This window comes from Bradyrhizobium sp. 132, from assembly GCF_023074185.1.
Taxonomy (GTDB): domain Bacteria; phylum Pseudomonadota; class Alphaproteobacteria; order Rhizobiales; family Xanthobacteraceae; genus Bradyrhizobium.
The window spans coordinates 1-21,981 of record NZ_JADPKY010000160.1 but is presented as its reverse complement, the minus strand read 5'-3'; the positions used below and the strand labels follow the sequence as shown (position 1 = coordinate 21,981).

At 58.5% G+C, this 21,981-nt stretch carries 18 protein-coding genes and 1 pseudogene; 11 read left to right on the top strand and 8 right to left on the bottom strand.

Annotated features, from left to right (window positions below; genetic code table 11):
• Window positions 1–136: 136 nt before the first annotated feature.
• Window positions 137–1,039 carry a GNAT family N-acetyltransferase gene (locus IVA74_RS35865; RefSeq protein WP_247352225.1) on the top strand — a complete coding sequence of 301 codons (903 nt, stop codon included), beginning with the start codon at window positions 137–139 and terminating at the stop codon, window positions 1,037–1,039.
• 201 nt (window positions 1,040–1,240) lie between these two features.
• On the opposite strand, the gene IVA74_RS35860 is transcribed toward IVA74_RS35865, so the two are convergent.
• Window positions 1,241–2,068: an LssY C-terminal domain-containing protein gene (locus IVA74_RS35860; protein ID WP_346730999.1), complete on the bottom strand. Its 828-nt coding sequence runs from the start codon at window positions 2,066–2,068 to the stop codon at window positions 1,241–1,243.
• 324 nt (window positions 2,069–2,392) lie between these two features.
• Here IVA74_RS35860 and IVA74_RS35855 point away from each other — a divergent pair, with 324 nt between their 5' ends.
• On the top strand, window positions 2,393–2,800 hold the full coding sequence (locus tag IVA74_RS35855; RefSeq protein ID WP_247352223.1) for a hypothetical protein: 408 nt from the start codon (window positions 2,393–2,395) through the stop codon (window positions 2,798–2,800).
• Window positions 2,801–3,374: 574 nt separating this feature from the next.
• Here the strand turns inward: IVA74_RS35855 and IVA74_RS35850 are convergent.
• The 6 genes from IVA74_RS35850 to IVA74_RS35825 all read right to left on the bottom strand — a co-directional run bounded on the left by IVA74_RS35850 (window position 3,375) and on the right by IVA74_RS35825 (window position 7,565).
• The gene (locus IVA74_RS35850) at window positions 3,375–3,839 is read right to left on the bottom strand and encodes a cysteine rich repeat-containing protein (protein WP_247352222.1); all 465 of its coding nucleotides are present in this window, start codon (window positions 3,837–3,839) and stop codon (window positions 3,375–3,377) included.
• A gap of 94 nt (window positions 3,840–3,933) precedes the next feature.
• Window positions 3,934–4,419 (bottom strand): DUF992 domain-containing protein, encoded by a 486-nt coding sequence (locus IVA74_RS35845; RefSeq protein WP_247352221.1) that lies wholly within the window; start codon window positions 4,417–4,419, stop codon window positions 3,934–3,936.
• Between the two features lie 59 nt (window positions 4,420–4,478).
• Window positions 4,479–5,201 carry an outer membrane protein gene (locus IVA74_RS35840; RefSeq protein WP_247352220.1) on the bottom strand — a complete coding sequence of 241 codons (723 nt, stop codon included), beginning with the start codon at window positions 5,199–5,201 and terminating at the stop codon, window positions 4,479–4,481.
• A gap of 163 nt (window positions 5,202–5,364) precedes the next feature.
• Window positions 5,365–6,135 (bottom strand): hypothetical protein, encoded by a 771-nt coding sequence (locus IVA74_RS35835; RefSeq protein WP_247352219.1) that lies wholly within the window; start codon window positions 6,133–6,135, stop codon window positions 5,365–5,367.
• A gap of 140 nt (window positions 6,136–6,275) precedes the next feature.
• Window positions 6,276–6,623 (bottom strand): HdeA/HdeB family chaperone, encoded by a 348-nt coding sequence (locus tag IVA74_RS35830; RefSeq protein ID WP_247352218.1) that lies wholly within the window; start codon window positions 6,621–6,623, stop codon window positions 6,276–6,278.
• A gap of 768 nt (window positions 6,624–7,391) precedes the next feature.
• Window positions 7,392–7,565: a hypothetical protein gene (locus IVA74_RS35825; protein WP_247352216.1), complete on the bottom strand. Its 174-nt coding sequence runs from the start codon at window positions 7,563–7,565 to the stop codon at window positions 7,392–7,394.
• A 241-nt stretch (window positions 7,566–7,806) separates the two neighbouring features.
• Here IVA74_RS35825 and IVA74_RS41320 point away from each other — a divergent pair, with 241 nt between their 5' ends.
• Window positions 7,807–8,793: an AraC family transcriptional regulator gene (locus tag IVA74_RS41320; protein ID WP_247352215.1), complete on the top strand. Its 987-nt coding sequence runs from the start codon at window positions 7,807–7,809 to the stop codon at window positions 8,791–8,793.
• A 284-nt stretch (window positions 8,794–9,077) separates the two neighbouring features.
• A complete protein-coding gene (locus IVA74_RS35815; protein WP_247352214.1) occupies window positions 9,078–10,091 on the top strand; it encodes an HAD family hydrolase in 1,014 nt (337 codons plus the stop codon).
• A gap of 291 nt (window positions 10,092–10,382) precedes the next feature.
• Here IVA74_RS35815 and IVA74_RS35810 read toward each other — a convergent pair whose 3' ends face one another.
• Window positions 10,383–11,384, bottom strand: coding sequence for a transporter (locus tag IVA74_RS35810; protein WP_247352212.1), 1,002 nt, complete (start codon window positions 11,382–11,384; stop codon window positions 10,383–10,385).
• A gap of 331 nt (window positions 11,385–11,715) precedes the next feature.
• On the opposite strand from IVA74_RS35810, the gene IVA74_RS35805 reads away from it, so the two are divergent.
• The 7 genes and pseudogenes from IVA74_RS35805 (at window position 11,716) to IVA74_RS35775 (ending at window position 21,473) form a co-directional block, all read left to right on the top strand.
• Window positions 11,716–12,669: a helix-turn-helix domain-containing protein gene (locus IVA74_RS35805; protein ID WP_247352210.1), complete on the top strand. Its 954-nt coding sequence runs from the start codon at window positions 11,716–11,718 to the stop codon at window positions 12,667–12,669.
• 201 nt (window positions 12,670–12,870) lie between these two features.
• The gene (locus IVA74_RS35800) at window positions 12,871–14,565 is read left to right on the top strand and encodes an arylsulfatase (RefSeq protein ID WP_247352251.1); all 1,695 of its coding nucleotides are present in this window, start codon (window positions 12,871–12,873) and stop codon (window positions 14,563–14,565) included.
• A gap of 150 nt (window positions 14,566–14,715) precedes the next feature.
• Complete coding sequence (locus tag IVA74_RS35795) at window positions 14,716–15,249, top strand: DUF308 domain-containing protein (RefSeq protein WP_247352207.1); 534 nt, start codon at window positions 14,716–14,718, stop codon at window positions 15,247–15,249.
• Between the two features lie 107 nt (window positions 15,250–15,356).
• Window positions 15,357–16,331 (top strand): formylglycine-generating enzyme family protein, encoded by a 975-nt coding sequence (locus tag IVA74_RS35790; RefSeq protein WP_247352205.1) that lies wholly within the window; start codon window positions 15,357–15,359, stop codon window positions 16,329–16,331.
• A gap of 357 nt (window positions 16,332–16,688) precedes the next feature.
• Complete coding sequence (locus IVA74_RS35785) at window positions 16,689–18,404, top strand: arylsulfatase (RefSeq protein ID WP_247352203.1); 1,716 nt, start codon at window positions 16,689–16,691, stop codon at window positions 18,402–18,404.
• Between the two features lie 664 nt (window positions 18,405–19,068).
• Window positions 19,069–19,179 (top strand): annotated as a pseudogene (locus tag IVA74_RS35780) (transposase); the annotation flags it as partial.
• A gap of 719 nt (window positions 19,180–19,898) precedes the next feature.
• On the top strand, window positions 19,899–21,473 hold the full coding sequence (locus tag IVA74_RS35775) for a porin (RefSeq protein WP_247352201.1): 1,575 nt from the start codon (window positions 19,899–19,901) through the stop codon (window positions 21,471–21,473).
• Window positions 21,474–21,981: the final 508 nt, after the last annotated feature.

The window sequence follows — 21,981 nt, the reverse complement described above, 5'->3', positions numbered from 1 at the left end:
GGCCTCCGGCGGTCCGGTCTTGCGTGGCGGAAAGCCCTCGGGTGAGGCTTTCTGCGTCCCTAACGCTGTGGAGACTGATCCGGCGGCATTAGGTATTCGGACCTTTCGGGAGTCCCCGTGATCGTGGAGTCGTTCGATGACAATGGTTTGCCGACCCGCCCGCGCGGAGGACCTGGAGCTCGCCGATGCGCTTGTCGTCGCCAGCATCAACGATCTCACGGGCCGCCATGGATTTGGGTCCATGGCCGCAGCGAGTCCGCCGAATTTTCAGTTGTTCTCCCTGAGGGACGATCCCGACGGTCTCTGGGTCGCGGAAGACGAGGGCCGGATCCTCGGCTTTGCTTGGAGCTGGGTCTGCGGCGATATCTGGTTTCTGGCGCAGCTTTTCGTATCGCCTGACCGCCAGGGTGGGAGTATCGGCAACGAGCTGATCGAACGGACGCTAGATCACGCCAAGAAGTCCGGCGCTTCCAACAGGGTTCTGATCACTTTTGCCTTCAATGCCGTGTCGCAGGGGCTCTACATCCGTCACGGACTGTTTCCACGGTTTCCGATCTACAGCGTCAGCGTGCCCCGAGAGCGTTTGATCGATCGTATGAATGGGCCGCAGTTCAGATGCGCTCCGCTCGACCAAGACGCCTCGACCCTGGCCCGCCTCGTGCAGGCGGACGAGCGGGTGCTTGGAGTATCTCGCCAGAAGCACCATCGCTATCTTATCAACGACAGCCGGATGCGAGGCTTCAGCCTGTACGACGGAGATGATTGGGCCGGCTACGTTTACGTCGATGCCGGCGGCCATATCGGACCGGTCGCGGTCCTGCAGTCCGGCGCCGCAGCCACCGCCTTCAGGACGGCGCTACGCCTGGCCGTCGAGAGTGGCGCACCGCAAGTATCGGCATTTCTACCGGGTGCGAGCGAAGCTGCCCTGACGACGGCGTTCGAGCACGGCATGCGGATCAAGTTTCCGATGTTGCTGATGTCCTCACGCGATTTCGGCAGTTGGGCCCAGTACCTGCCTCGGAACCCAGGATTTATGTGAAACGACGAAGCTTTCTTCACCATCCAGGCTTGGTCAGCGGGTGCCAGGAGCCAGAGCTCGAGGCGCTGGTCCTGCCGAGATTCCGCAAGCAATTCGCGACGGAGCGGTGAACTTTGTATTTGCGCATGACGGTCTTGAGGCTCTTCTTTATCTGCAAGGCCCGAGAGCATCGACATCGAGCACAGGACGGGGCGTCCGCTTTTATTTGGCGACGCCGGCACTCACAGCATGCCAGACCGCGTCCTTTAGGGCTATCAAGGCCGGCGCTGGCAAGGCTCCTGGTGGTTGCGTGCTCTTGTGACCGTCGACGACAAGGCGCGCCACGTCGATTTCCCCGTCGGTGTAATAAGGATCTCCCTCGCCATTCCGCGCAAATAGTGTCGGTCCAACTCCGGAAACCTTAAAAAACGCCTCAACCATGTCGGCGGCTCGCAAGTCGTGCATCAGAAGGTCTCGCTCAGCGTCAATATCCCGCCCGATGTGATGGGTGATTTGACCGGTGTCGCGGCTCACTCCAACTCCCCGATCAAAGGTGATCGCGCCAAGCCAGACCGGTCGCCCGCTGGTCCCTTTCTCGAGAACTTTCCACAGTCGAACGTGATGACGACGGTCCGCGCTGCTTCCCACCGGTTTCTCGAAAGCGAGCTGCTCTCGTTTTCCGTCGTAGAACAGTGGGCTGACCGGCGCGTCGCGGTATGGCCGGTCGAGAATGACGCTACCCACGATCTCAATGCTTGTGCGCAGAGTGATAGGGTCTGCGGGAAACCATTCCGCGGCATGCATCGCGCGGGCAATATCTTGGGCGTCGCCGACCAACCCGACATTCAGTGCATCGCCGGGAATGCCGTCTGCTGTGCGAGTTACCTCGGGTAAATCGGCCAGCCCGGGTTCGTGTTCGTGGTGCTTCCAGAAGGAAGGGACCAAGACGTACGCCACCAGCAGATAGCCGAGTGCACCGACGCCAAAAACGGCAAGCCACCATTGCCCTCTCCCGAACGACATCCCCCAGCGCCTCCGTAGCTTGTCCAACGTCCGAACTCCGACAACGCTCTGATGCCACCTGGCGAGCATGCCGCCCCAGCTTGGCTTACGCAAACAGCCTCGATCTTAGGAACTGCGCATCGTGACGACTATGCGAAATCGGCCGTCCCGCTTCGCCTTCCATACTCTCGATGGCCCGAATTCAAGGTCTCTACGGCCAGCGCGCGGAAACCGCCGCGATAATTGCCCGGTCGACTGAACCCTCTCTTCCTGCCGAAACTGCATAGCCGGAAACCAGCGATCTCCCGTAGTCTCTCCTGAATGGTGATCCGCCGCCGGATTTGGGGGACACTTAGCAACGTGGAGAATCATATGAAGCGCAGAGCATGCCTCCTCGTTGCGACGCTTGCTGTTGCTTGGTCTGCCCTCGCCATTCCGGCGAACGCGCTCGAAATCACCGGTTCGTGGGCCACTTCTCCCTCGTCTTGCGGCCAAGTTTTCATGAAGAAGGACGGTGCGATTTCCTTTCGGCGGGATTCGGACCAGTACGGCGGTGGGTTCATCCTGGAGGGAGACAAGATTCGGGGTCAAATGCAGACCTGTACCGTCAGCAGGCGGAAAGAAGATGGAAATGTTCTTCATATCATCGCCAGATGTGCGAATGACATCATGGCATCGAATGTTCAATTCAGCGCGAAAGTCGTCGACGACAACACTATCGTAAGAATTTTCCCGGGAATGCCGGACTTAACTTTGAGCTATTCGCGTTGCCCGATGTGATGCTGTTGCCAGTCTCCTCGCTCGGAATTCATCCTCAAGGCTTGCGGCGGAACTGAGGGGTGGGAATTCCCCCCAACGATCTCAGTCGCAGCCCATCAATTTGCCCGGCCGAGAATTCTACCCACTCAGACCGATGATCGGAAACGTCGAATTGCCGGACGAGCGATGTCGCAGACGGCCATCTTGCCAATCAGTTCATGCTGTTGTTGCAATCGTGACATAAGTGTCGGGCTTAGACGGACCAGGTATTCTAACTCCAATCCCGAAAATTCATCACCTGCGATAACTTTGCACGCCCGCGTCAAAATCGTCCGGTGCTGCAAGCGTGCAAGACTCGCCGCGAAGACAGTTATCGAGCCCCGGTGAACTTCAAAAAGTTGATTCCGGGCGAATTGAATTGATGTGTTGGCGTCAGCGAAGGATCTTGTATTCAGGAGAACAAGAGTGGCTCCCGTCCCTTGTTCATGGCCGCTTCTCCGCGAGGCAGTGTCGCCTTTCAGGCCCGATCGACCATGCCGCGTAGTACACGGGAGGAGAGACAGCCATCCCTGACAGATGCTACGCGCTTGCCGTGCTATTGAGCGGCCATGGACTCGATCTTCTGAATGGCTTCGACGCAACCCGCAGACGCTGTCGATTTATTCGACAGCAGACAAGCAGCCATTCGACCTTGGCCGGGCAATATTTTTCCGCACGGTCCGCTTATCTCGGCCTTGCATGCAATCACAGTGTCTTTCAGAACGTCTGCCGTCGTTTGCACGCTTGTCGTGGCTTCCCCGAGTTCGAACGCGCATTTGGGGCTAATCTTGTCTTCATGGGCTTGCATGCAATAAATCATGCGCCCTTCACCAGGCGTCACCGTTTTGCAGTATTTCTTGATATCGCTTGCGCAGGCGCTCTCAAGCTTTGCCACCCTGGCGGTCAGCTTTTCCAAAAGCGCCTTTCCGACGTCTGCCTGCGCGGAAGCCGTGCCAATCGACGAAATGGCGAGCCACGGGAAAGCCCCAAGGATGATAATTGATCTGACTGTCATTCTCATCGATACGTCCTCTGATGACTGGCTCCGAACCGCGCGGTCGTTGAACTGGCTGCAGGCTCGTGATGAACGCTGAGGGATGCTCTTTGGCTGTAATTCATTGCGCCAAGGAAAGCGTGAGGCTTGAAACTCCAAGCGACAAATTGATTCCGACCGAGCCCTCGAGGGAGAGCGGCTGCAAGGCGATTGAACGACCCGTTCCACCGAACAGCAGATTGGCGCCGACGCCGACGCCAACGCCGACGGCGCCACTCGCACCCACATAGGTGCCGGATAGCGATCCGCGTCGTGGACCTGCCGTTGGTGCAAAGACGCCCCATGCCATCGCCCCGCCTGCCGTGATCCCGATATCGATACCAATAGTGCCCATCACGCCAAGATATGCTTCTGGCGGATAGGGGCCGTTGGGTGCGAAGCGGCATGCCATCCGCTGGCGGGATCCAAAGAGCAAGCCGATGGAAGGCGCCATTTTGCACGTCAGGGTACCGACGCTAACTCCGGGAGGCGGCTGTTGGGCAACCGCAGGTGATACGAACAGCGTGGCGAGCCCCACGAGCAACAGCGTGCCTAGATGTTTGAGCATGACGAAATCCCGCGTTGCTGCAATTACTCGATGTGGGCTTAGCCAGGGTCGAAAACGATTCAGAACTTATAGCCCAGGCGAGCCGTGACCTGGTTGTTGCTCAGCTCTTGCTTGAACCCGATGATGCCAAGATTAAGAACCGGTATCGGATACACCAAGGATCTGGATTGATACTGTGAGTAGCGATATTCGAGCCCTGTGAACCAGTTGTTTGTGACGGCGTAGTCCAGCCCGGCCCCGATCGTCCAGCCCACGCGCGTGCCGTCGCCGCCGACTGAAATACCGGTAAAGGGAATCGAGGTCTCGATGGATGCGAACGCCGCTCCACCCGTCACATAGAGCAGGGCGCGATCGGCAGCGTAGCCGAGCCGCCCGCGTATCGAGCCGCCCCATTTGCTATGCGCCGTAAGGAAATCGCCGGTGATTGCGGTGTAGCGTATAGCGCCGACCGTCCATCCCTGAAAATCACCTTCGACGCCCAACACCAACTGACCCACCTGGTAATTATAGCCAGTGAGCATTCCATATGTCAGGCCATCCTTACGCGATCCGGATGTGAGCAGGAACGGAGCACCGAGCAGTAGCGCGCCGGTCGTGTATTGGGGGTTTGTTTGTATCCACCCCAGCTCGCCACCAACGTAGAAGCCGGTCCATGAAAATGCAGGCGCATAGGCGACCGGCGCGAGGGACTCCACTCGGCCCGGGAGGTCGGCAGCAGATGCCGATGCGCTAACAGCGCCGGTCGTGGTGGCGAGGAGAGCGATACGTGCCAAACGCCACATGAGCTGGTCCTTATGAGTCGAAGCCGCCAAGTTTGCCGCCAAGTTTTCGGACGGAATTTTGAAGGAGCATTCGGGGGGCCACTCGGATGCCGCGATCAAGCGCATCCGGCAAAGGGCGCCGAGCGTCGAAGGCAACGAATTGTCTGTTGCGGAGCTGCGGTCTTCAGTAGCAAGGCGGGTAGGGATAGTAGCCGCATGCCGGAGGTGGCGGATAGGGACGATAGTAGGGCGCGGCATAAGCGGCCGCTCCATATGCGGCGGCCCCTACGGCGCCCGCGTACATTGCGCCGCGGAATGCGGAACGGCGAGCAACTCCGGCAAACGATAGCGGCGTCAGGGGCCGCCCGATAATATCGATGAAGACCGCTGCCGCTCCATCGGCGCCGGCGAGATCACCTTCCAGGGTCTGCACGGTGAAAGTCAGCTTGTCACCCTCGAGCTTCGGGTTCTTCAGCACCACCACCGCATCCTTCACTGAGCCGTCCTTCGCTAAAACGGACACTGTCGCATTGGGTGGGTTCTTGGCGAAGCTGTCCTCTCCTGAGCCCCATTCTGCGATCACGTCGGCAGTGGCCTGGTGACCGGCAGCTCGTATTGGGCGATCTGCGAAGATGATCGAGCTCGGCGTGACGCCAGTCAGAACGAGGTTATCTCCCTGCAGTGTCGCTCCGCGGGAGTTCATCACGAACAAAGACGGGACGATTTCCGGTTTGACAGCCGCGGCAGGGGTGCCAATCGTTTTTATCGAGGATGACGTCGGAGCAGCCTGCCCAAACGCGCCGGCGATGCCTGCGAACGCGATTGAAACGCCCAAAAATCCCGCAAGCGCGGCAGCCTTCGTCTTGCTCGTCATATCGCCCCCTCTTTCGTCGACGTTATTGCTTCCAGAATTTGCGGAAGGCGTCGCGCTCTCCGGGCAACCATGGAAGAGCATTATAGGTTTGACTATGCAATTCCGGCGATCGAGATCTATTTTCTCTGCCGACCAATCCTGATGCCGAATCCGGGACGAAGGCCGTTTCGCAAAAACCGCGTGCTCCAGCTCGATCTAAAAAGTTGCGGTCAAGAGCAATATCATTTGAAACCGGCCGAGAGCCTCTCTTGCTTGAGCATGACGTCAATGGCCTCAATGATGCGTATTTGAGGATTTGCTTTGCAGTAGACGATCACCTCATGCTCGAGCTCTTTCGATCTCGCTATATTGAGGTAATGCTTCTTGGCGAGGCCGTTGTACCAGCCGCTATACCAAGTCGTGAGCCGATCGGCGTCTCCCTGCCAGGTGCCCGCGAGCGCGGCGCAGGTCAATGTTTGGACGTCGATGTATCCGTTGGCATCGGCGTAGGCGGTGAGGTCTGTTTGGGCCCGAGAATGCGAGCTCGTAGCTAAAAGGATCGTTGTCGCGAAAAGAACTATTTTGCGCATCTGGAACTCTCTGAGAAATGATGAAGCGATCGGGTTCTGCGCTCGAGATCACAACAAACAAGGGCCGTTTGCTATGCACTTTCGGCCGATGGGCCTCGGCCCTAGCGGCCAATCAAAGAAGACTGGACCAGAACTTGGCATCACCCCTTGGCGTGCCGGCGTCAGCCAGATGAGATCTGCTACCCTCAGAACTGTCCGGGTTGAGCAGGCGGACTGGGCCAGTCTGCACGAGCGTTATTTGGGTTACGGCGATCAAACAAATCCTGTCGAGCGACGGTGCTCGTTCTCAGGCGCGGAGCGGGCCGAGTATCGCGAACTGACACGGTGCGGTCGTGCGCCTCTTTGGCGATAGCAACTGACGGCAGCGCATGTACAAGGACGAGAATGATGGGGAGCAAGCGAGCAGTGATCATGAGCATTCCTCTAACCGTGGAAAGCCTGTCGGGAGATGAAACGATCGGCTCTCGCGACCCGGGCGATGCAAGATTGACGTTTGCACAAGTGTTCTCCAGGTGGGTTCGTGGGAGTCGCTGGCTGGTCAGCATAAAATTCAGCGCTCAGGCCGGCTATGCAATTCCGGAAAAACTCAGGTCATCGAACCAGCTCGAGTGCCTATGACCAAGCCCATCGCCGCTGTTGCTTCGGGAGAAGAGTCCACAGACGAACGACCAGGTCGCCATTCGCATTCCCTGACGCGCAACAGCAGGAGAAGTCCTGCGCTGCGGCAACCGTTCTAATGGTGCGATGCGGTAGGTACATGGGAAACTATCAATTCACTTGACGACGTACTATTCTTTTGAGACCGGCGAGAACCCGGTACGCTTCCGCCAGCTGCAACAGTTTCTCTCGTGCAATTGATCCCGGTGGCAGAAATGCAGCATCGTCGCGCATCGCCGCCTCGATTTCCTCGCACTCGGCCGCGGTCAATCGCTCTTCGCGCATCTGGCCTCTTCGCCGGTCGCATTTGATATGATCTCAAATCAATTCAGACCGGGCGGTTCCGGAAAATTTTTTGTGCGCGCTTTGAGAAGTTGTCATCTTTGCTTCGGGCCGCCTATGCGATTTCAGCATATCGACGGAAAATGATTTTTGCCGATACTGCATAGATTTTCCTGACATGCTGAATTAGAAACAGATAGTGTTGCTCGCTGAGCGTGTACCGGCGTATTTGGTGGAGCTCAAAGTGAATCGGACTAAAGTCCTCAATTTCGTTGACCCGGCTCAGTACGCAGCGAGCATCCGTTCGGCCGACATAGAGATATTCCCGACGGCGAAGGGCGAATTCAGATCCCAGCTAACGCAAGTGACATTGGATCGACTGTGGATGCAGCGATTCGAGGAAACTTTGCCGCGTATACACAGAGGCAGGGTCACGGCAACTCGCAAGGTATTTACTTTCCTCACTGAAGATCAGCCAGAGGTGTACAATCGAGGCCGGTTATTCTCCCTGGGTGATCTGTGCGCGCACGATCATGACATGCAGCATGTGGTGACGACGGGAAAATATCGCCTCGGCGGAGTGTCGCTTGCAGTGAAGGAGCTTGCTGAAGCGTGCAGTTCGATGATGGGTTTCGAGTTCGATCCACAGCAGCGCACGCGTTTCCTGAGGCCTGCCCCGGACCTGATGAAACGATTTCTGGACCTGCATGCGATCGCCGGAGCCTTTGCCAAAACCGCCCCCGAGCTTCTGGAGGTTCCGGAGGTAATCCGCGCAATCGAGCACCAATTGGTCTACGCTCTGCTGCGATGTGTGGCTGACTGCAACGTCTCGGCATCGAAAGATGGCGGGCTGCGACACGGGACTATCGTCGCGCGCTTCGAAGACTTTATAGATGCGAACCCAAATACTCCTTTGTACCTGGATGAAATATGCTCCGCGATCGGGGTCGCGGAACGAACGCTGCGAGTTGTCTGCGAGGAGCATCTGGGTATGGGCCCGATTCGCTACCTCACTTTGCGGAGGATGCATCTTGTTCACCGCGCCTTGGGACAAGCAGCACCCGACTGTGCAACGGTCACCCAGATCGCCACCACGCATGGCTTCTGGGAGCTGGGCCGCTTTTCAGTTGCCTATCGCAACTTGTTTGGCGAACCGCCGCTCGCCACCCTACGGCGTCGTGAGGACTTCCGATCGAGAAATATAGATCGTCCTTCACAGCTCGTATCTTGAGTTTCAGATAAAGCCCGGCTCGCCGACGAACGTCACGTTCCATCGCGTGACCGGCGCAAGTTCTTGGCGACAGGTTCCGGCCCGATCCGAGGTGACGCTAACCCGCCTCGTTGCGCGACGTTCGCCACTGTTCGTGCATTGTCGAGAGGCCGCTCCGTCGCTGGTAGCTCAGGCGTGCTTATGCAGAAGGTCTGCCGAAATTGCATAGACGGTGAACATCCGGCTCATTCAAACTCCACCAAGTCGGGAGTCCCGATAATTTGTCGGCACTTGGAGTGTGAGCTATGAGGCGCAAATTTTTGAGCGCGATTGCCGGCGCCACATTGGGTCTGTTGCTGAACCTGATCTGCCTGGTGCCCACGTTTGCCCAAAGCGATCCCCTCCCATCATGGAACGACACGCCGACGAAACAGGCTATCGTGGATTTTGTGCGTCGAGTCACTACACTAGGCGGCTCGGAATTCGTGCCGGCCGCCGCACGTGTTGCGACCTTCGACAACGATGGCACGCTTTGGGTTGAGCAGCCGATGTATGTTCAACTGGCATTCGCGCTCGATCGGGTAAGGGCTCTGGCGCCCTTGCATCCGGAATGGCAGTATACAGAGCCTTTCCAGTCGGTACTTGCAGGGGATATGCAAGCTCTGACCGGCTTCAGCGAGCGCAGCCTGCTGGATCTAATCCTGCTGACCCACGCCGGCATGACGACTGACGAATTCTCCAAGATTGTGGTGGACTGGCTCGCCACGGCGCGCGATCCGCGATTCCGGCGGCCTTACACTGAACTGGTCTATCAGCCGATGCTTGAGTTGATTTCCTATCTTCGGGCGAACGGCTTCAAGACCTATATAGTGTCCGGCGGCGGCGTCGAGTTTATGCGTCCATGGACGGACAAAGTGTACGGGGTTCCTCCGGAACAAGTGGTAGGGTCATCTATCAAGACCAAATTTGAAATGCGCGATGGCATTCCTACGCTATTCCGTTTGCCGGAGGTGAACTTCATCGACGACAAGGCGGGCAAGCCCGTTGGAATCTACGAGTTTGTTGGCCGTCGTCCCATTGCTGCATTCGGAAACTCAGACGGCGATCTGCAAATGCTTCAATGGACCACCATCGGCGGCGATGGCTTGCGTCTTGGGGCTATAGTTCATCACACTGACGCAGCGCGCGAGTACGCCTATGATCGACAGTCACATTTTGGACGGCTCGACGTGGCGTTGGACGCGGCTGCTGCAAACCGGTGGACTGTGATCGACATGAAGAAAGATTGGAAAGTGATCTTTTCCTTCGATGCGCGCTGAGTTCCCGCGGTTGCCTTCAGCCGACTGTGCATCAAAGCCTCGGTTCAATTCGATCCGTTGGGAAGAAGTTGTTCTCGATCGAAACCTGCGGAGTTGACGCACGTCGGTAGCGAAGCCACCTTGCGAGGCTTGCGCAAGACACAAACGAGCGAGGCAATCACGCGTTGAGCCTTGAAGCGATCAACGGGCTGGCAGACGTTTCGTCAAAGCTCAACAGCAGAAGTCACCTAACTGCCTGATGGTGAGTTAAGGGACGCGTGCAGAAGCGAAGCCGTCACGAAGTCCCGATCACTACTTCGTCACGAGATGCCGAGTCGGCTTCGCATCCGTTGCCGCCGTTGGGGAAATTGCAAACGTCAGCCACGTATTCCAACCAGACGGCCGGTTCGCCGCATCAAATTCTCCGTATGCCTTTATGTTCAGATATCCCTGCATGTCGCCGACGGGGAAAATGTATCCGAACTGGGGCCCCATACCAAGAACGCGAGATCTGAAGCCGCCAAGCAGTGGATGTCCGCCGGTATCATCTGAGACTTGCTGATAAGCGTAGCCGACCAAGCCCACGAAAGCCTGTTTCGAAAGAAATTGCGCTGTGCTCCAGTCGAAATGGAAATCAATTCCGCTTTGAACCTGCGTGTCGGGGTTCTTGACATTGTAAGTGAATCCCGCAACGCCTGAAAGCGTCACACCCGTAGCCGGGTTCAAGTACGTGTAGCCGCCGCCAGCATCGATGGCGCCGTGACCGATCCCGATGTTCGCGATGCGACTTGGATCGTAAGCGCCGACCGGAATATCGCCGGTTATGTACGTCATATAATTGTTAACGCCCGAGTTCCATTTCAGCGTGATCATCGGGTAGAGATCGCCGACGGACGTAATCGAGTCACCGATGCTCCCCATTCGCGTTGCCGCAAATCCTCCCACGCTGGTTGTCAGCGTTCCATCAATGGTCGCAGCCGACCGGCCGAATATGCCCGTTACTCCCATTGCCAATTGGCCACCAAGGACGGGTGTGCCGAAGGTGTAGGTCGGGTTTAATAGCAAAAGATCGGCTTGCGCATGCAGGCTCGCGTTGAGGCTGACATTGACGTTCGGCGCGAGCCTCCCGATCTGAATCTCTCTTGCCGCAGCGACTGAACCGGAAGCTGCAACACTCGTGTGATAATAGACGGTCCCCATCGACCAGCCCGGCGCGCTCTGCGGGACCGCCGGCAGACTGCTGATCTGGCCGGGTAGCCAGAACGAAATGCCGCTTTCGTCGCCGCGGGACACTTGGGTGGTGAGGATCAGCATCGCACAGATCGTACCCGCGCCGAGCCCGAAGTCCCTGATCGAACCATCACGCCGCATCTGCCCGCTCCCCGGTACCTTGTTCTCCTATGCTATCTGCGGTTCGGTCGTAAGCTATGCAAAATCGGCAGAAAACAGCAAACTCTTGGCGGCTGATGTCTCGGCGCAACACTTGGGGCATAGCGCCAGTCGCCCCGAGGGGGAGCCAGGAAACCAATAGTCGCAACCGAGTACATTCCGCTTCCGAAGCTGCATAGGCGGATCGTTGCCGATCTACCATGCTGGGGCCCGCCTGGGCCGGCGGCGGCGGCCGTCTTCGAACGAGACGATTTGGATGATCCAGAACGGAATGGCGACTTTCGCTAGTCCAGACGCCTACGGTGCGGCGATTGGAGCGGCGAAGGTCGAGCTCTTTATTACATCGAATGGAGCGTTCAAGGGGCAACTGACCCATTTGGATCTTGGCTGCCTGAACGTGTTGAGAGGGAGAGAGAACCTTCCGCGCATCGCTTTCCTCACCTTGCCGCCGGCCCATGTGCACATCTCGTTTTCGACGAATCGGACGCGGAGCCTGATCTATTGCGGCTTGGGCTTGAATTTTGGCGATCTGATTTTCCATTCCCTTGGGCAGAAAGCGCACCAGCGAACCGTCGGAGAAGGGGACTGGTACATGCTATCTCTGCCGCCAGATCAGCTGATCGCATGCAGCAAAACTCTGATTGGTGAAACAATTAGAGCGCCATCACAGGGCTACGTCTTGGTTCCTGGAGACGGCGCCACTGCTGTGTTGTTGGGCCTGGTTTCCCAAGCGTGTCAGCTCGCTGAAAGGGCTGGAGAATTCATTTCAAAAGCCGGTGCGGCCTTGCTCGAGCGCGAGTTGCTCCATGCACTCGTCAAATGCCTGTCGACCAGGCATGCCGATGGGCTCTCGAATTCCAGGCTGCGCCACGCCGATATCATGCTTCGCTTCGAAGAGTGTTTGGCGCGACGAAGCGAGCCTCATTTGAACCTGTCCGAGCTCTGCAGCACGATCGGAGTGCCGGAGCGCACGTTGCGAGTTTGCTGCGCAGAATTTCTGGGCGTTAGTCCAAGCCGGTATTACCTGTTGCGGCGGTTGAATAGGGCGCGATCCGCATTGAGTTGCGCCGATCCGGAATCGGCCAGTGTTTCAGAGATTGCGCGAAATCATCACTTCACCGAACTAGGCCGCTTTGCGGTGGCCTACCGTGACGCTTTCGGTGAAACACCTTCGTCAACTTTGCGCCGCGTTTCCAACAAAGCGGAATAATTTACAAGCGCTCTGCCGAATTCGCATAGCCCCATCTGAGAGAGCTTGGAAGACTAGCCACGTCAGCAAGCGGAAAGCTCTGCGAGTGCGGCCAATTCATTTCGCTTTCTGCGGCCGCCCTCCAGACTTCGAAAAGTCTGCCGTTCACACATCGTGAGAGTAGGAGCCGGAGCTATGACGATCACTAAAAGCTTAAAACGGATGCTGGTCTCAGGGGCGGCCTTGGCGGCCGTCAGTTTGCCTGCGATGACCCTGCCAGCCTTCGCACAGGCGCCAGCCGGAAAGCCCAACATCCTTTTCATCATGGGCGACGACATCGGCATCATGCAGCCGAGCATCTATCATCGCGGCTTGATGGTGGGAGAGACTCCGAACATAGACCGCATCGGAAATGACGGTGCGCTTTTCATGACCTACTATGCCGAGCAGAGCTGCACCGCCGGCCGCAACGCGTTCTTCACCGGCATGCATCCCCTTCGCACCGGCATGATTCCCCCGCAGCTACCCGGCAGCCCGTCCTGGTTGCGGCCTGGCACCCCCGCCGTTGCCAAGTTCTTGCTCGACCTCGGCTACAACACCGGCGAATTCGGCAAGAATCACCTTGGTGACAATCCCGAGGCGCTACCAACTGCGCATGGTTTCCAGGAGTTCTGGGGTTACCTGTATCACCTCGACGCGATGCAGGGGGTGAGTTTCCCGGACATCAACAAGAGCCCGACCGTGCAAGGCATTGCGCCTCCGTGCAAAGCAACCCCGGTCCCGGGTCTCACCGAAGTCCCAGGTGCCGTGGATCCTCGAACAACGACGTGCTTGACGCCGCCGCGGCCAGTGCTTGCGTGCAGATCATCAGACGGCTCGCAAGCAAACCAGACCTGCAAGGACGAAGGTCCCTTGACGCTCGATCGATCCCGAAGCGTGGACGAAGAAATCTCGGCCAAGGTCATCGACTATCTTGATCGGAACGATCCCAAGAAGACCAACAAGCCGTTCTTCGTCTGGTACAACCCGGCGCGCATGCACATCACGACCGTGCTGCCACCGAAATACGAGGCGATGATCGGCGAGCCCGGTGGCAAGGACTGGGGCCTCAACGAGGCCGGCATGAAGCAGATGGACGACAATATCGGCTATGTTCTCAAGAAACTCGAAGACATGGGCCAGCTCGACAACACCATCGTCGTCTTCACCACCGACAACGGCGCCGAGAACATCACTTTTCCCGACGGCGGCACCACCCTTTTCAAGGGCGGCAAGCTGACCACCTGGGAAGGTGGCATGCGCGCCCCGCTGGTCGTTCGCTGGCCGGGCCACATCAAGCCGGGCACGGTCAAGAGCGAAATGATGTCCTCACTTGATTGGTTGCCGACGCTGGTCGACATCGCCGGCGGCCCGAAGGGCGACGCTTTGAAGAAGCAGATCGAGGCCGGAAGCTATCCCGGCATCGTCAAGACGACGCTGGACGGCGTCGATCAGCGCGCCTATCTCGAAGGCACGGACAAGTCGGCGCGCGAAGTCTTCTTCTACTACACCGGCGCGCAGCCATCGGCGGTACGCTACAAGAACTGGAAGATGTACTACACGATGGTGCCGGACACCGGGACCGGCGGGCTGTTCGGAGCGCAGAGCTTCCATTGGACGCAGGTCGCCAACATCAAGCGTGACCCATTCGAGCAGACGGTCGGCTCCGATGCCAAATCGTTGCTGGGCTATGCCGGTTCGATCGGCTCTCCGAGCACGGCCTATCTCTATGACTGGAATATCCTGCCGCTCGGCCAGCTGCTCTGGGAAAAGGAGCTCTTTTCGTACAAGGACTTCCCTCCGATGCAGGCACCGGAGACCTATAACCTCGACGGTATCCTCGCAGAGATGAAGAAGTCCGGTCACCAGAGCGAGTAACGACGCCTGCCGATATCCAACATTGGTGGCCGGCCCAAAAGCCGGTCACTTTGGATACTGTGAGCTGGCGTCGAGCCGCGCTCGACATCGCTGAGCTGCTCAAGCCGCAGCGATTGCCGCCAGCCATTTAGCAGAGGGAGCCCGCTCGTCATGACCAATATCGCTATCCTTCCGCAACAGCCGAGCATCTGGTGGGTTTTCCTGCTGCAGGGTTTTGCCGGTATCATTCTTGGCCTTATGCTTGTCACTCAGCCCGGAGCCACAATCCTGGCGCTCACAACCTTCCTGGGATTCTACTGGCTTATCACCGGCCTCCTTGCGCTGGTTCAGGTCTTCGTCGATCGCTCGACTCCGTGGATATGGTCCCTGCTTAGCGGGCTTGTCGGCGTTCTGGCTGGACTGTTCGTTCTAAGGCACCCTTTGGTTGCTTCCCTGACCGTGCCTACTGTGCTTATCCTCATTCTCGGCGTGCAAGGACTTGTCATGGGCGCCCTGCAGATCATTGCCGGCCTCAAGGGTGGCGGCATCGGGCCGCTTATCCTGGGAGCGATCAACGGCCTGGTTGGTCTTCTGCTATTAGGGTCTCCGATCGCAGCCGCATTGGCCGTGCCGGTTGTCTTTGGTGCGCTGCTCCTCATTCAGGGGGCGGGATTGGTAATCCTGGCCTTTCGAGTTCGTAGCTAAGGCTTGGTCTTCGCTTCGAGGATTTCGGGATTCTGCCGAATTCGCATAGTGCGCGCGGCGCAGGCTGGGCACTCTGCTACTGAAGTGATCGGCAAGACGGAAGTCACATGAATTTCGCTCCCCAGTCTGATCCCAGGCGCGTTGAAGATTCACCGCATATAGAGATGGTGCACGTACCAGGCGGTACGTTTCGGATGGGCTCAAACAAGCACTATCCGGAGGAAGCGCCCGCCCACCGCGTTACCGTGGACGGTTTTTGGATGGACCGGACGCCTGTAACCAATCGCCAGTTCCGCGAGTTTATCAACGCGACCGGCTACGTCACCTTCGCAGAGATCACTCCCGACGCGAAGGATTATCCAAACGCATTGCCGCGGATGCTCAAAGCAGGCTCCCTTGTGTTCACTCCGCCCAAAGAGGCGGTGGACCTGCGTTACTGGGGGGAGTGGTGGACATTCGCCTTCGGCGCCAACTGGCGACGGCCCTACGGACGTCACAGCAATATCCGTGGGCTGGAAGATCACCCCGTCGTTCACGTCGCTTTGCGCGACGTGGAAGCCTACGCAAACTGGGCCGGGAAGGAACTACCGACCGAAGCCGAATGGGAATTCGCCGCGCGCGGGGGCTTGAGCGACGCGGAGTTCGCGTGGGGAGACGAACTGACGCCTGCTGGCAAACACATGGCCAACACCTGGCAAGGGAATTTTCCGCACGAGAACCTCGCAGCCGATGGCTTCGAACGTACCTCGCCGGTGACCGCGTTTCCGCCGAACGGCTACGGCCTCTATGACATGATCGGCAACGTCTGGGAGTGGACGGCCGACTGGTATTCGGCGAAGCACGATGCCGATGCGCCGAAAGCTTGTTGCGTTCCGCAGAATCCGCGCGGAGGCGCCGAGGGCGGGAGCTACGACCCGCGCACCCCGAACATCAGCATTCCCCGGAGAGTGCTCAAGGGAGGCTCACATCTGTGTGCGCCGAACTACTGCCGACGCTATCGCCCGGCAGCCCGTCATGCCGAGCCGATCGATACGTCTGCGAGCCATGTTGGATTCCGGTGCATCTCCAGGAGAAAATCCTGATGAGGAAGATCAACGCCTAGCTTGCCATCTACCCATCTCAGCGACCTCGTTCCGCAACGGAGCGATCCTGCACAGCCCCTAAGCCATCCGCATGATCGGGTTGGACTCGCAATTGGAGCGGTTGCCGTTTCCGCATAGTCGATCCCTAGAAACTCCGCCAGGATGGGTCGTGGGTCATTTTCGTTAGTGCGTCGGCTCACAAGCTGTACTTGCGACGGTCGACATTCGTCAGGTGGAGAGCCTTCAGTACTTGCAGTACTTGCGCATACTGTTGTCGCTCTGCCCGGCCGAGTCATGCCGCCTCGAGCCGACGCTCTCGTCATTCGGCTTCACGTGCTCACCAGGAAGGGAATCGTCATGAGCGACAAAAAGGCGTCAGAAAAGTCAGAGCTCGCTACCGGGCCAGGCAGCGCAGGATTGAAACGCCGCGAATTGCTATTGAGCGGCAGCTCTCTCGTCGCGGCCTCGGCACTCGCAGCCGTCGGGTTGACGAGCCCTGCCCAAGCGCAGCAGGCGACGACAGCACCCGCAGCTGCGTCTGCCGGACAAAAGCCCAACATTGTCGTCATCATGGGCGACGACATCGGCATCTGGAATCTTGGCGCTTACCACCGCGGCATGATGGCCGGCCGGACACCGAACCTGGACAAGATCGCCGCCGAAGGCATGCTGTTCACCGACTATTACGCCGAGGCGAGTTGTACGGCCGGTCGTGCCAACTTCATCACTGGCGAGCTGCCGATCCGCACCGGTATGACGACCGTTGGCCAAGCCGGCGCTCCCACAGGCCTGCCGGCGCAGGCCGTAACGATCGCTCAGGCGCTAAAAGGAATGGGCTACGCGACCGGCCAATTCGGCAAGAACCATCTCGGCGATAAGAACGAGTTCTTGCCAACCGTGCACGGCTTCGACGAATTCTTTGGCTACCTCTATCATCTGGATGCGATGGAAGATCCGGCCCATCCCGCCTATCCGCAGGATCTGCTGAACACCGTCGGTCCGCGGAATATGATTCATTCATATGCGACCAGCGTTGACGACGCCACGGTAGATCCGCGCTGGGGCAAGGTAGGCAAGCAGAGGATCGAGGACGCCGGAACGCTCTACCCGAAGCGAATGGAAACTGTGGACGACGAAATTCGCGACCTCTCGCTGGCGTTCATCGATAAAGCGAAGGCCGAGAACAAACCGTTTTTCCTGTGGCTCAACCCGACCCGCATGCACATCGTCACCCATCTGTCGCCGAAATATCAGGCGTTGCGCAACTCCAAGAACGGCTGGACGATCCATGAAGCCGGTATGGCGCAACTCGACGATGACGTCGGCATTGTCATGAAGAAGCTCAAGGACATGGGTGTCGACGACAACACCATCGTCATCTTCACGACCGACAATGGCACCGAAGTGTTCACCTGGCCCGATGGCGGACAGACGCCATTCGCGCAGAGCAAGGGCACGGTGATGGAAGGCGGCTTCCGCGTCCCAGCAATGATCCGCTGGCCCGGCAAAGTGCCGGTGGGCAAGGTCGAGAATGGCATCATCTCCGGCCTCGACTGGTTCCCGACGCTTGTTGCTGCCGCGGGCAATCCCAACATCGTCGAAGAATTGAAGAAGGGAAAGCAGATCGGCGAAACCACGTTCAAGTGCCATCTCGATGGTTATAATCAGATGGATATGATCACCGGTCAGGGGCCGTCGAAAAGGCACGAGATCTGGTACTTCGGCGAAAGCGAGCTCGGCGCGGTGCGCATCGATGACTACAAGTTTCGGTTCATCGACCAGCCTGGGGGCTGGTTGGGTGACAAAAGCAAGCCGGATGTACCCTACATAACCAACCTGCGCCTCGATCCGTTCGAGCGCACGGGCTGGCCGAACAACGGGACCAAGGAAGGTGCGCAGCAATACTTCGACTGGTTCAAATACGAATTCTGGCGCTTCGTATTTGTTCAACAACAGGTTGAAAAGCTGGCGATGACTGCGATCGAGTTTCCGCCGATGCAGAAAGGCGCGAGTTTCAATCTTGAGGCCGTGAAGGCGAAGATCGCCGCGGCCCAAGCTGCAATCGCCAGGTAGAATGAACTTTGGTTGATCAACTTCGGACGGGTGCCCTGATAGCGAGGCACCCGTCATTCCATGTGGTCGTACGCCTTCAGCTCAAGCGCCGTTTCGTGCCGTCCTTCTTTGAGAAGATGCCGCGTGCCCAGTGGGGATCGAGGCTTGTGCGTCCTCGCATTATTGGTCGCGCCGGCTGCAGGCCCTGGGGCATACGGTCCAACTGATGCCTCCGTCCATGTGAAGCCCCACGTCAAGCGGCAGAAGAACGACAGCACCGACGCGGAGGCTATTTGCGAGGCGGCCACAAGGCCTAACATGCGGTTCGTGGCGAGCAAGACGATCGAACAACAGAGCTGTCTGATGCTTCATCGCGTGCGCCATCTCATCGTTCGCTAGCAGACTGCCGTCATCAACTCGCTCGCGACTAGCGCCGTTGCCGGTGCTGAACCGATGCCAGGGATCGCATCCAGTCGCTTGCTTGTCGCCTTTGATCGATGCCAAGCAATAATGCGCCTATCGAACTCCAGGATCTGCGAACTCCGGGATCTGAGCCTTCAGTGTCCGCAACTGACTGCCGAGATACGCAAGACACGCGCGGGCAACCTCCGGGACCCGGCAGTCAGCTGGATCGGCGACGCCAACAGCTGTTCGACACCCCTGCGGGTTGCCGATGCCAGTGGCCTTCCGATCGGGGCGGGACTTCTCGGCCTGGAGCGGGCTCGTGCCGAAGCAGAACTCCAGTGGGGGCAAGGACAAGCTTGGCAGTATCAGCAAGCAAGGCGATCGCAATTTGGGCAGCCGGATCACGGCGGGCGCACTCGCCGTGATCCGCTATGAATGCGTGCTTTTAATCGGGACCTGATCAGCGGAGGGCATTATGGCCAGCGGTCATGAGTACCGCACGAGAAGGCCGAACACATGGCTGCTTCGCCCAACGCTGCAAGTGAAGGTTCTCCTTGAAGTCCTGATTAGAAGAGTGACGCTCTAGCTCAGATCAGCCGCCCGAGCAGTGACTCCGCGTCGCTCGGGCAAAGCCTCGGGTCTCCGCCAAGAAACTCCCTCGCAAGAAACTCCCTCGTTCGAAAGGCGCAAGGCCTTGGGGTCGGGCTGATTCCCCGAGATGATCAGCCGCAGAGAGAGAATTGAGGCTGTGGGGAACTCCTACCAGCGCGAGATCACGCCCCGAGCACTTCTCGTCAAGCGGCGGTATTTCGTAAGTATTATCAAGGTATTGGTGAAAAGTAGCCGTTCAGCAAAAAGTGATATTTGTGCAACATCCGTCCAAAAACGCGCCATTCAGGCCTCAACAAAGGCAGTCTGTCATTGATTGATCGGAGGTCTTCGCTTCTTATCGTGAGTGCGACGGAGGGGGGCATCCCAAGGTCGTCCCGTTTAGGTCTTTCACTGAAGTAGACCATCGTTACAGGGACGCGTTGAATTTCGACGTGTTTTTGCGGGTAGCTCAAACGGCTTTGTACGAGCAATTGTACGGGGCTTCAACTGGAGGTTAACATGAAGTTCAAGGGCCTTTTGCTCGGTTCCGCGGCAGCACTGCTCGCCGTTGGGGGAGCACAAGCGGCTGATCTTCCCGTAAAGGCCAAAGCGGTCGAGTACGTGAGGATCTGTTCGCTCTATGGTGCCGGTTTCTACTACATCCCGGGCACTGACACCTGCATCAAGCTGGGTGGTTATCTGCGCGCCGAAGTCGCCATCAACGCGACCGATTTCAACGGTAACTTCAGCAGCACCCAAGGTGCTCAGAACCGTCTGACGAACTACTACGTCACTCGCGCCCGTGAAGACTTCAACGTCGACACGCGCACCGCGACCGAATACGGCGTGGTTCGTACCTTCGCGGATGTGGTGTTCTCGTGGACCACGGATGCGTACTCGGGCAGCGGCACCACTCCTGGCGCGACCGTTTACTCGCAGCTCGGCGGCACGGGCGTTGGCGCACCCAACAATGCCAACGCAGGCGCGATCGCTGGCGGTACGCTCGGCGTGTACTACGCCTTCATCCAGTTCGCCGGCTTCACCATGGGTAAGGCCGTCGCGCAGTTCGACGCTCCCTGGACCAACTATCCGGGCAACAACTTCGACGGTCTGACGGGTGGCGGCGGCACGGTCACTGGTGTGAACCAGTTCACCTACACCGCTGACTTCGGTCAGGGCATCACGGCCGCGATTTCGGCGGTAGACCCGACTGCCTACTATCAGAGCAACCTGTACAACACCAGCGCCGGCGTTTCGGTCGCGGGTTTTGGTTCGGGCGGCTACGGCATCAATGCCTTCGGTGGCACCCGGTCTCCTGACATCCAGGGTATGATCCGCGTTGACCAGGCCTGGGGTCTGTTCCAGTTGTCCGCCGCGGCGCATGACAACCACGTCGGGTACTACACTGGCTTGCCCGCTGCGGCTGCGATTGCGGGAACCGAAGCGGCCGGTCACCCGGGCGACAAGTGGGGATATGCTGTGCAGGCGGCGTTGTCCATCAAGAACATCCCGACTGGTGCCGGCGACACGCTCAACGTGCAGGCGGTCTACACGGACGGTGCGACCCGCTACAACTTCCAGAGCTTGGCCTCGCAGAACTATGCAATGTTCGGCGGTACCGGCCTGGCGGGTGCCTATCAGAGCATTGGCCTTGCCGGCGCTGCTGACGGTGTGTTTGCCAACGGAACCGGCATCTCCACGGTTACGAGCTGGGGCTTCCGTGGCGCCTTCACCCACAACTGGGATGCGTTCTGGAACACCGCGATCTACGGTTCGTACTCTCAGCTGAAGTACGGCAACGGCGGTTCGGCTCTCGTCTGCGGTGCTCTCCTCGGTTTGGGCGCAGCCACTGCGGGCATCACCACCTGCAACCCGGACTTCAACCTCGGCACGGTCGGTCTCATCACCCGCTGGACCCCGGTGAAGAACCTGACCTTCTCGGCGGACGTGGCCTACACCATGCTCGACCAGAAGTACGCTGGTACGATCACCACGCCTGCCGCTGCGCCACTCGTCGCAAAGCCGGGTGCCACCTACGAGCTGAAGGATCAGAGCACCGTCAGCGTGCTGCTCCGCGCTCAGCGCAACTGGTAAGTTTGGTCTAACGACCTGACCTCCAAGGCCCCCGGCGGGAAACTGCCGGGGGTTCTTTGCATTTTTGATGCCTCCGGCAGCGGGTGAGAATCGGGACAGCCTAAACTGGCTCTCCACCCAGCAAAGGTGAGACGAACGTCTCTCAACCAGTTTCTCGGCTAAGCTTCTCGGTATGGCTTGATAATTGTTCAATGCAAACGAAATGCGACTGAACATGGATGCGCTTGTCCGGTGGCACTCGGACGCTCCAAAATTCTGAGCGTTGCCAACCGTCACCCGTCGGGCAAAACACCCGTCACCCCGTCAATCCCTCCCCGCAAAAATATTCCACTTTACCGAAATTCGGTTTTGGCGTATGTAGTCGCCCATCCCGGCTCACCCTTGAGGGGCGACCATGTGTCGTGATGGTCGTAGAGCCGGGCTTGCGGTGGACGCGGCAGCGTCGGGCGCGAAAGTGCGGGCAGGGCGGATTGCTCTCCGTGAGCCCAGAACTTCGTGCCGACGAGCG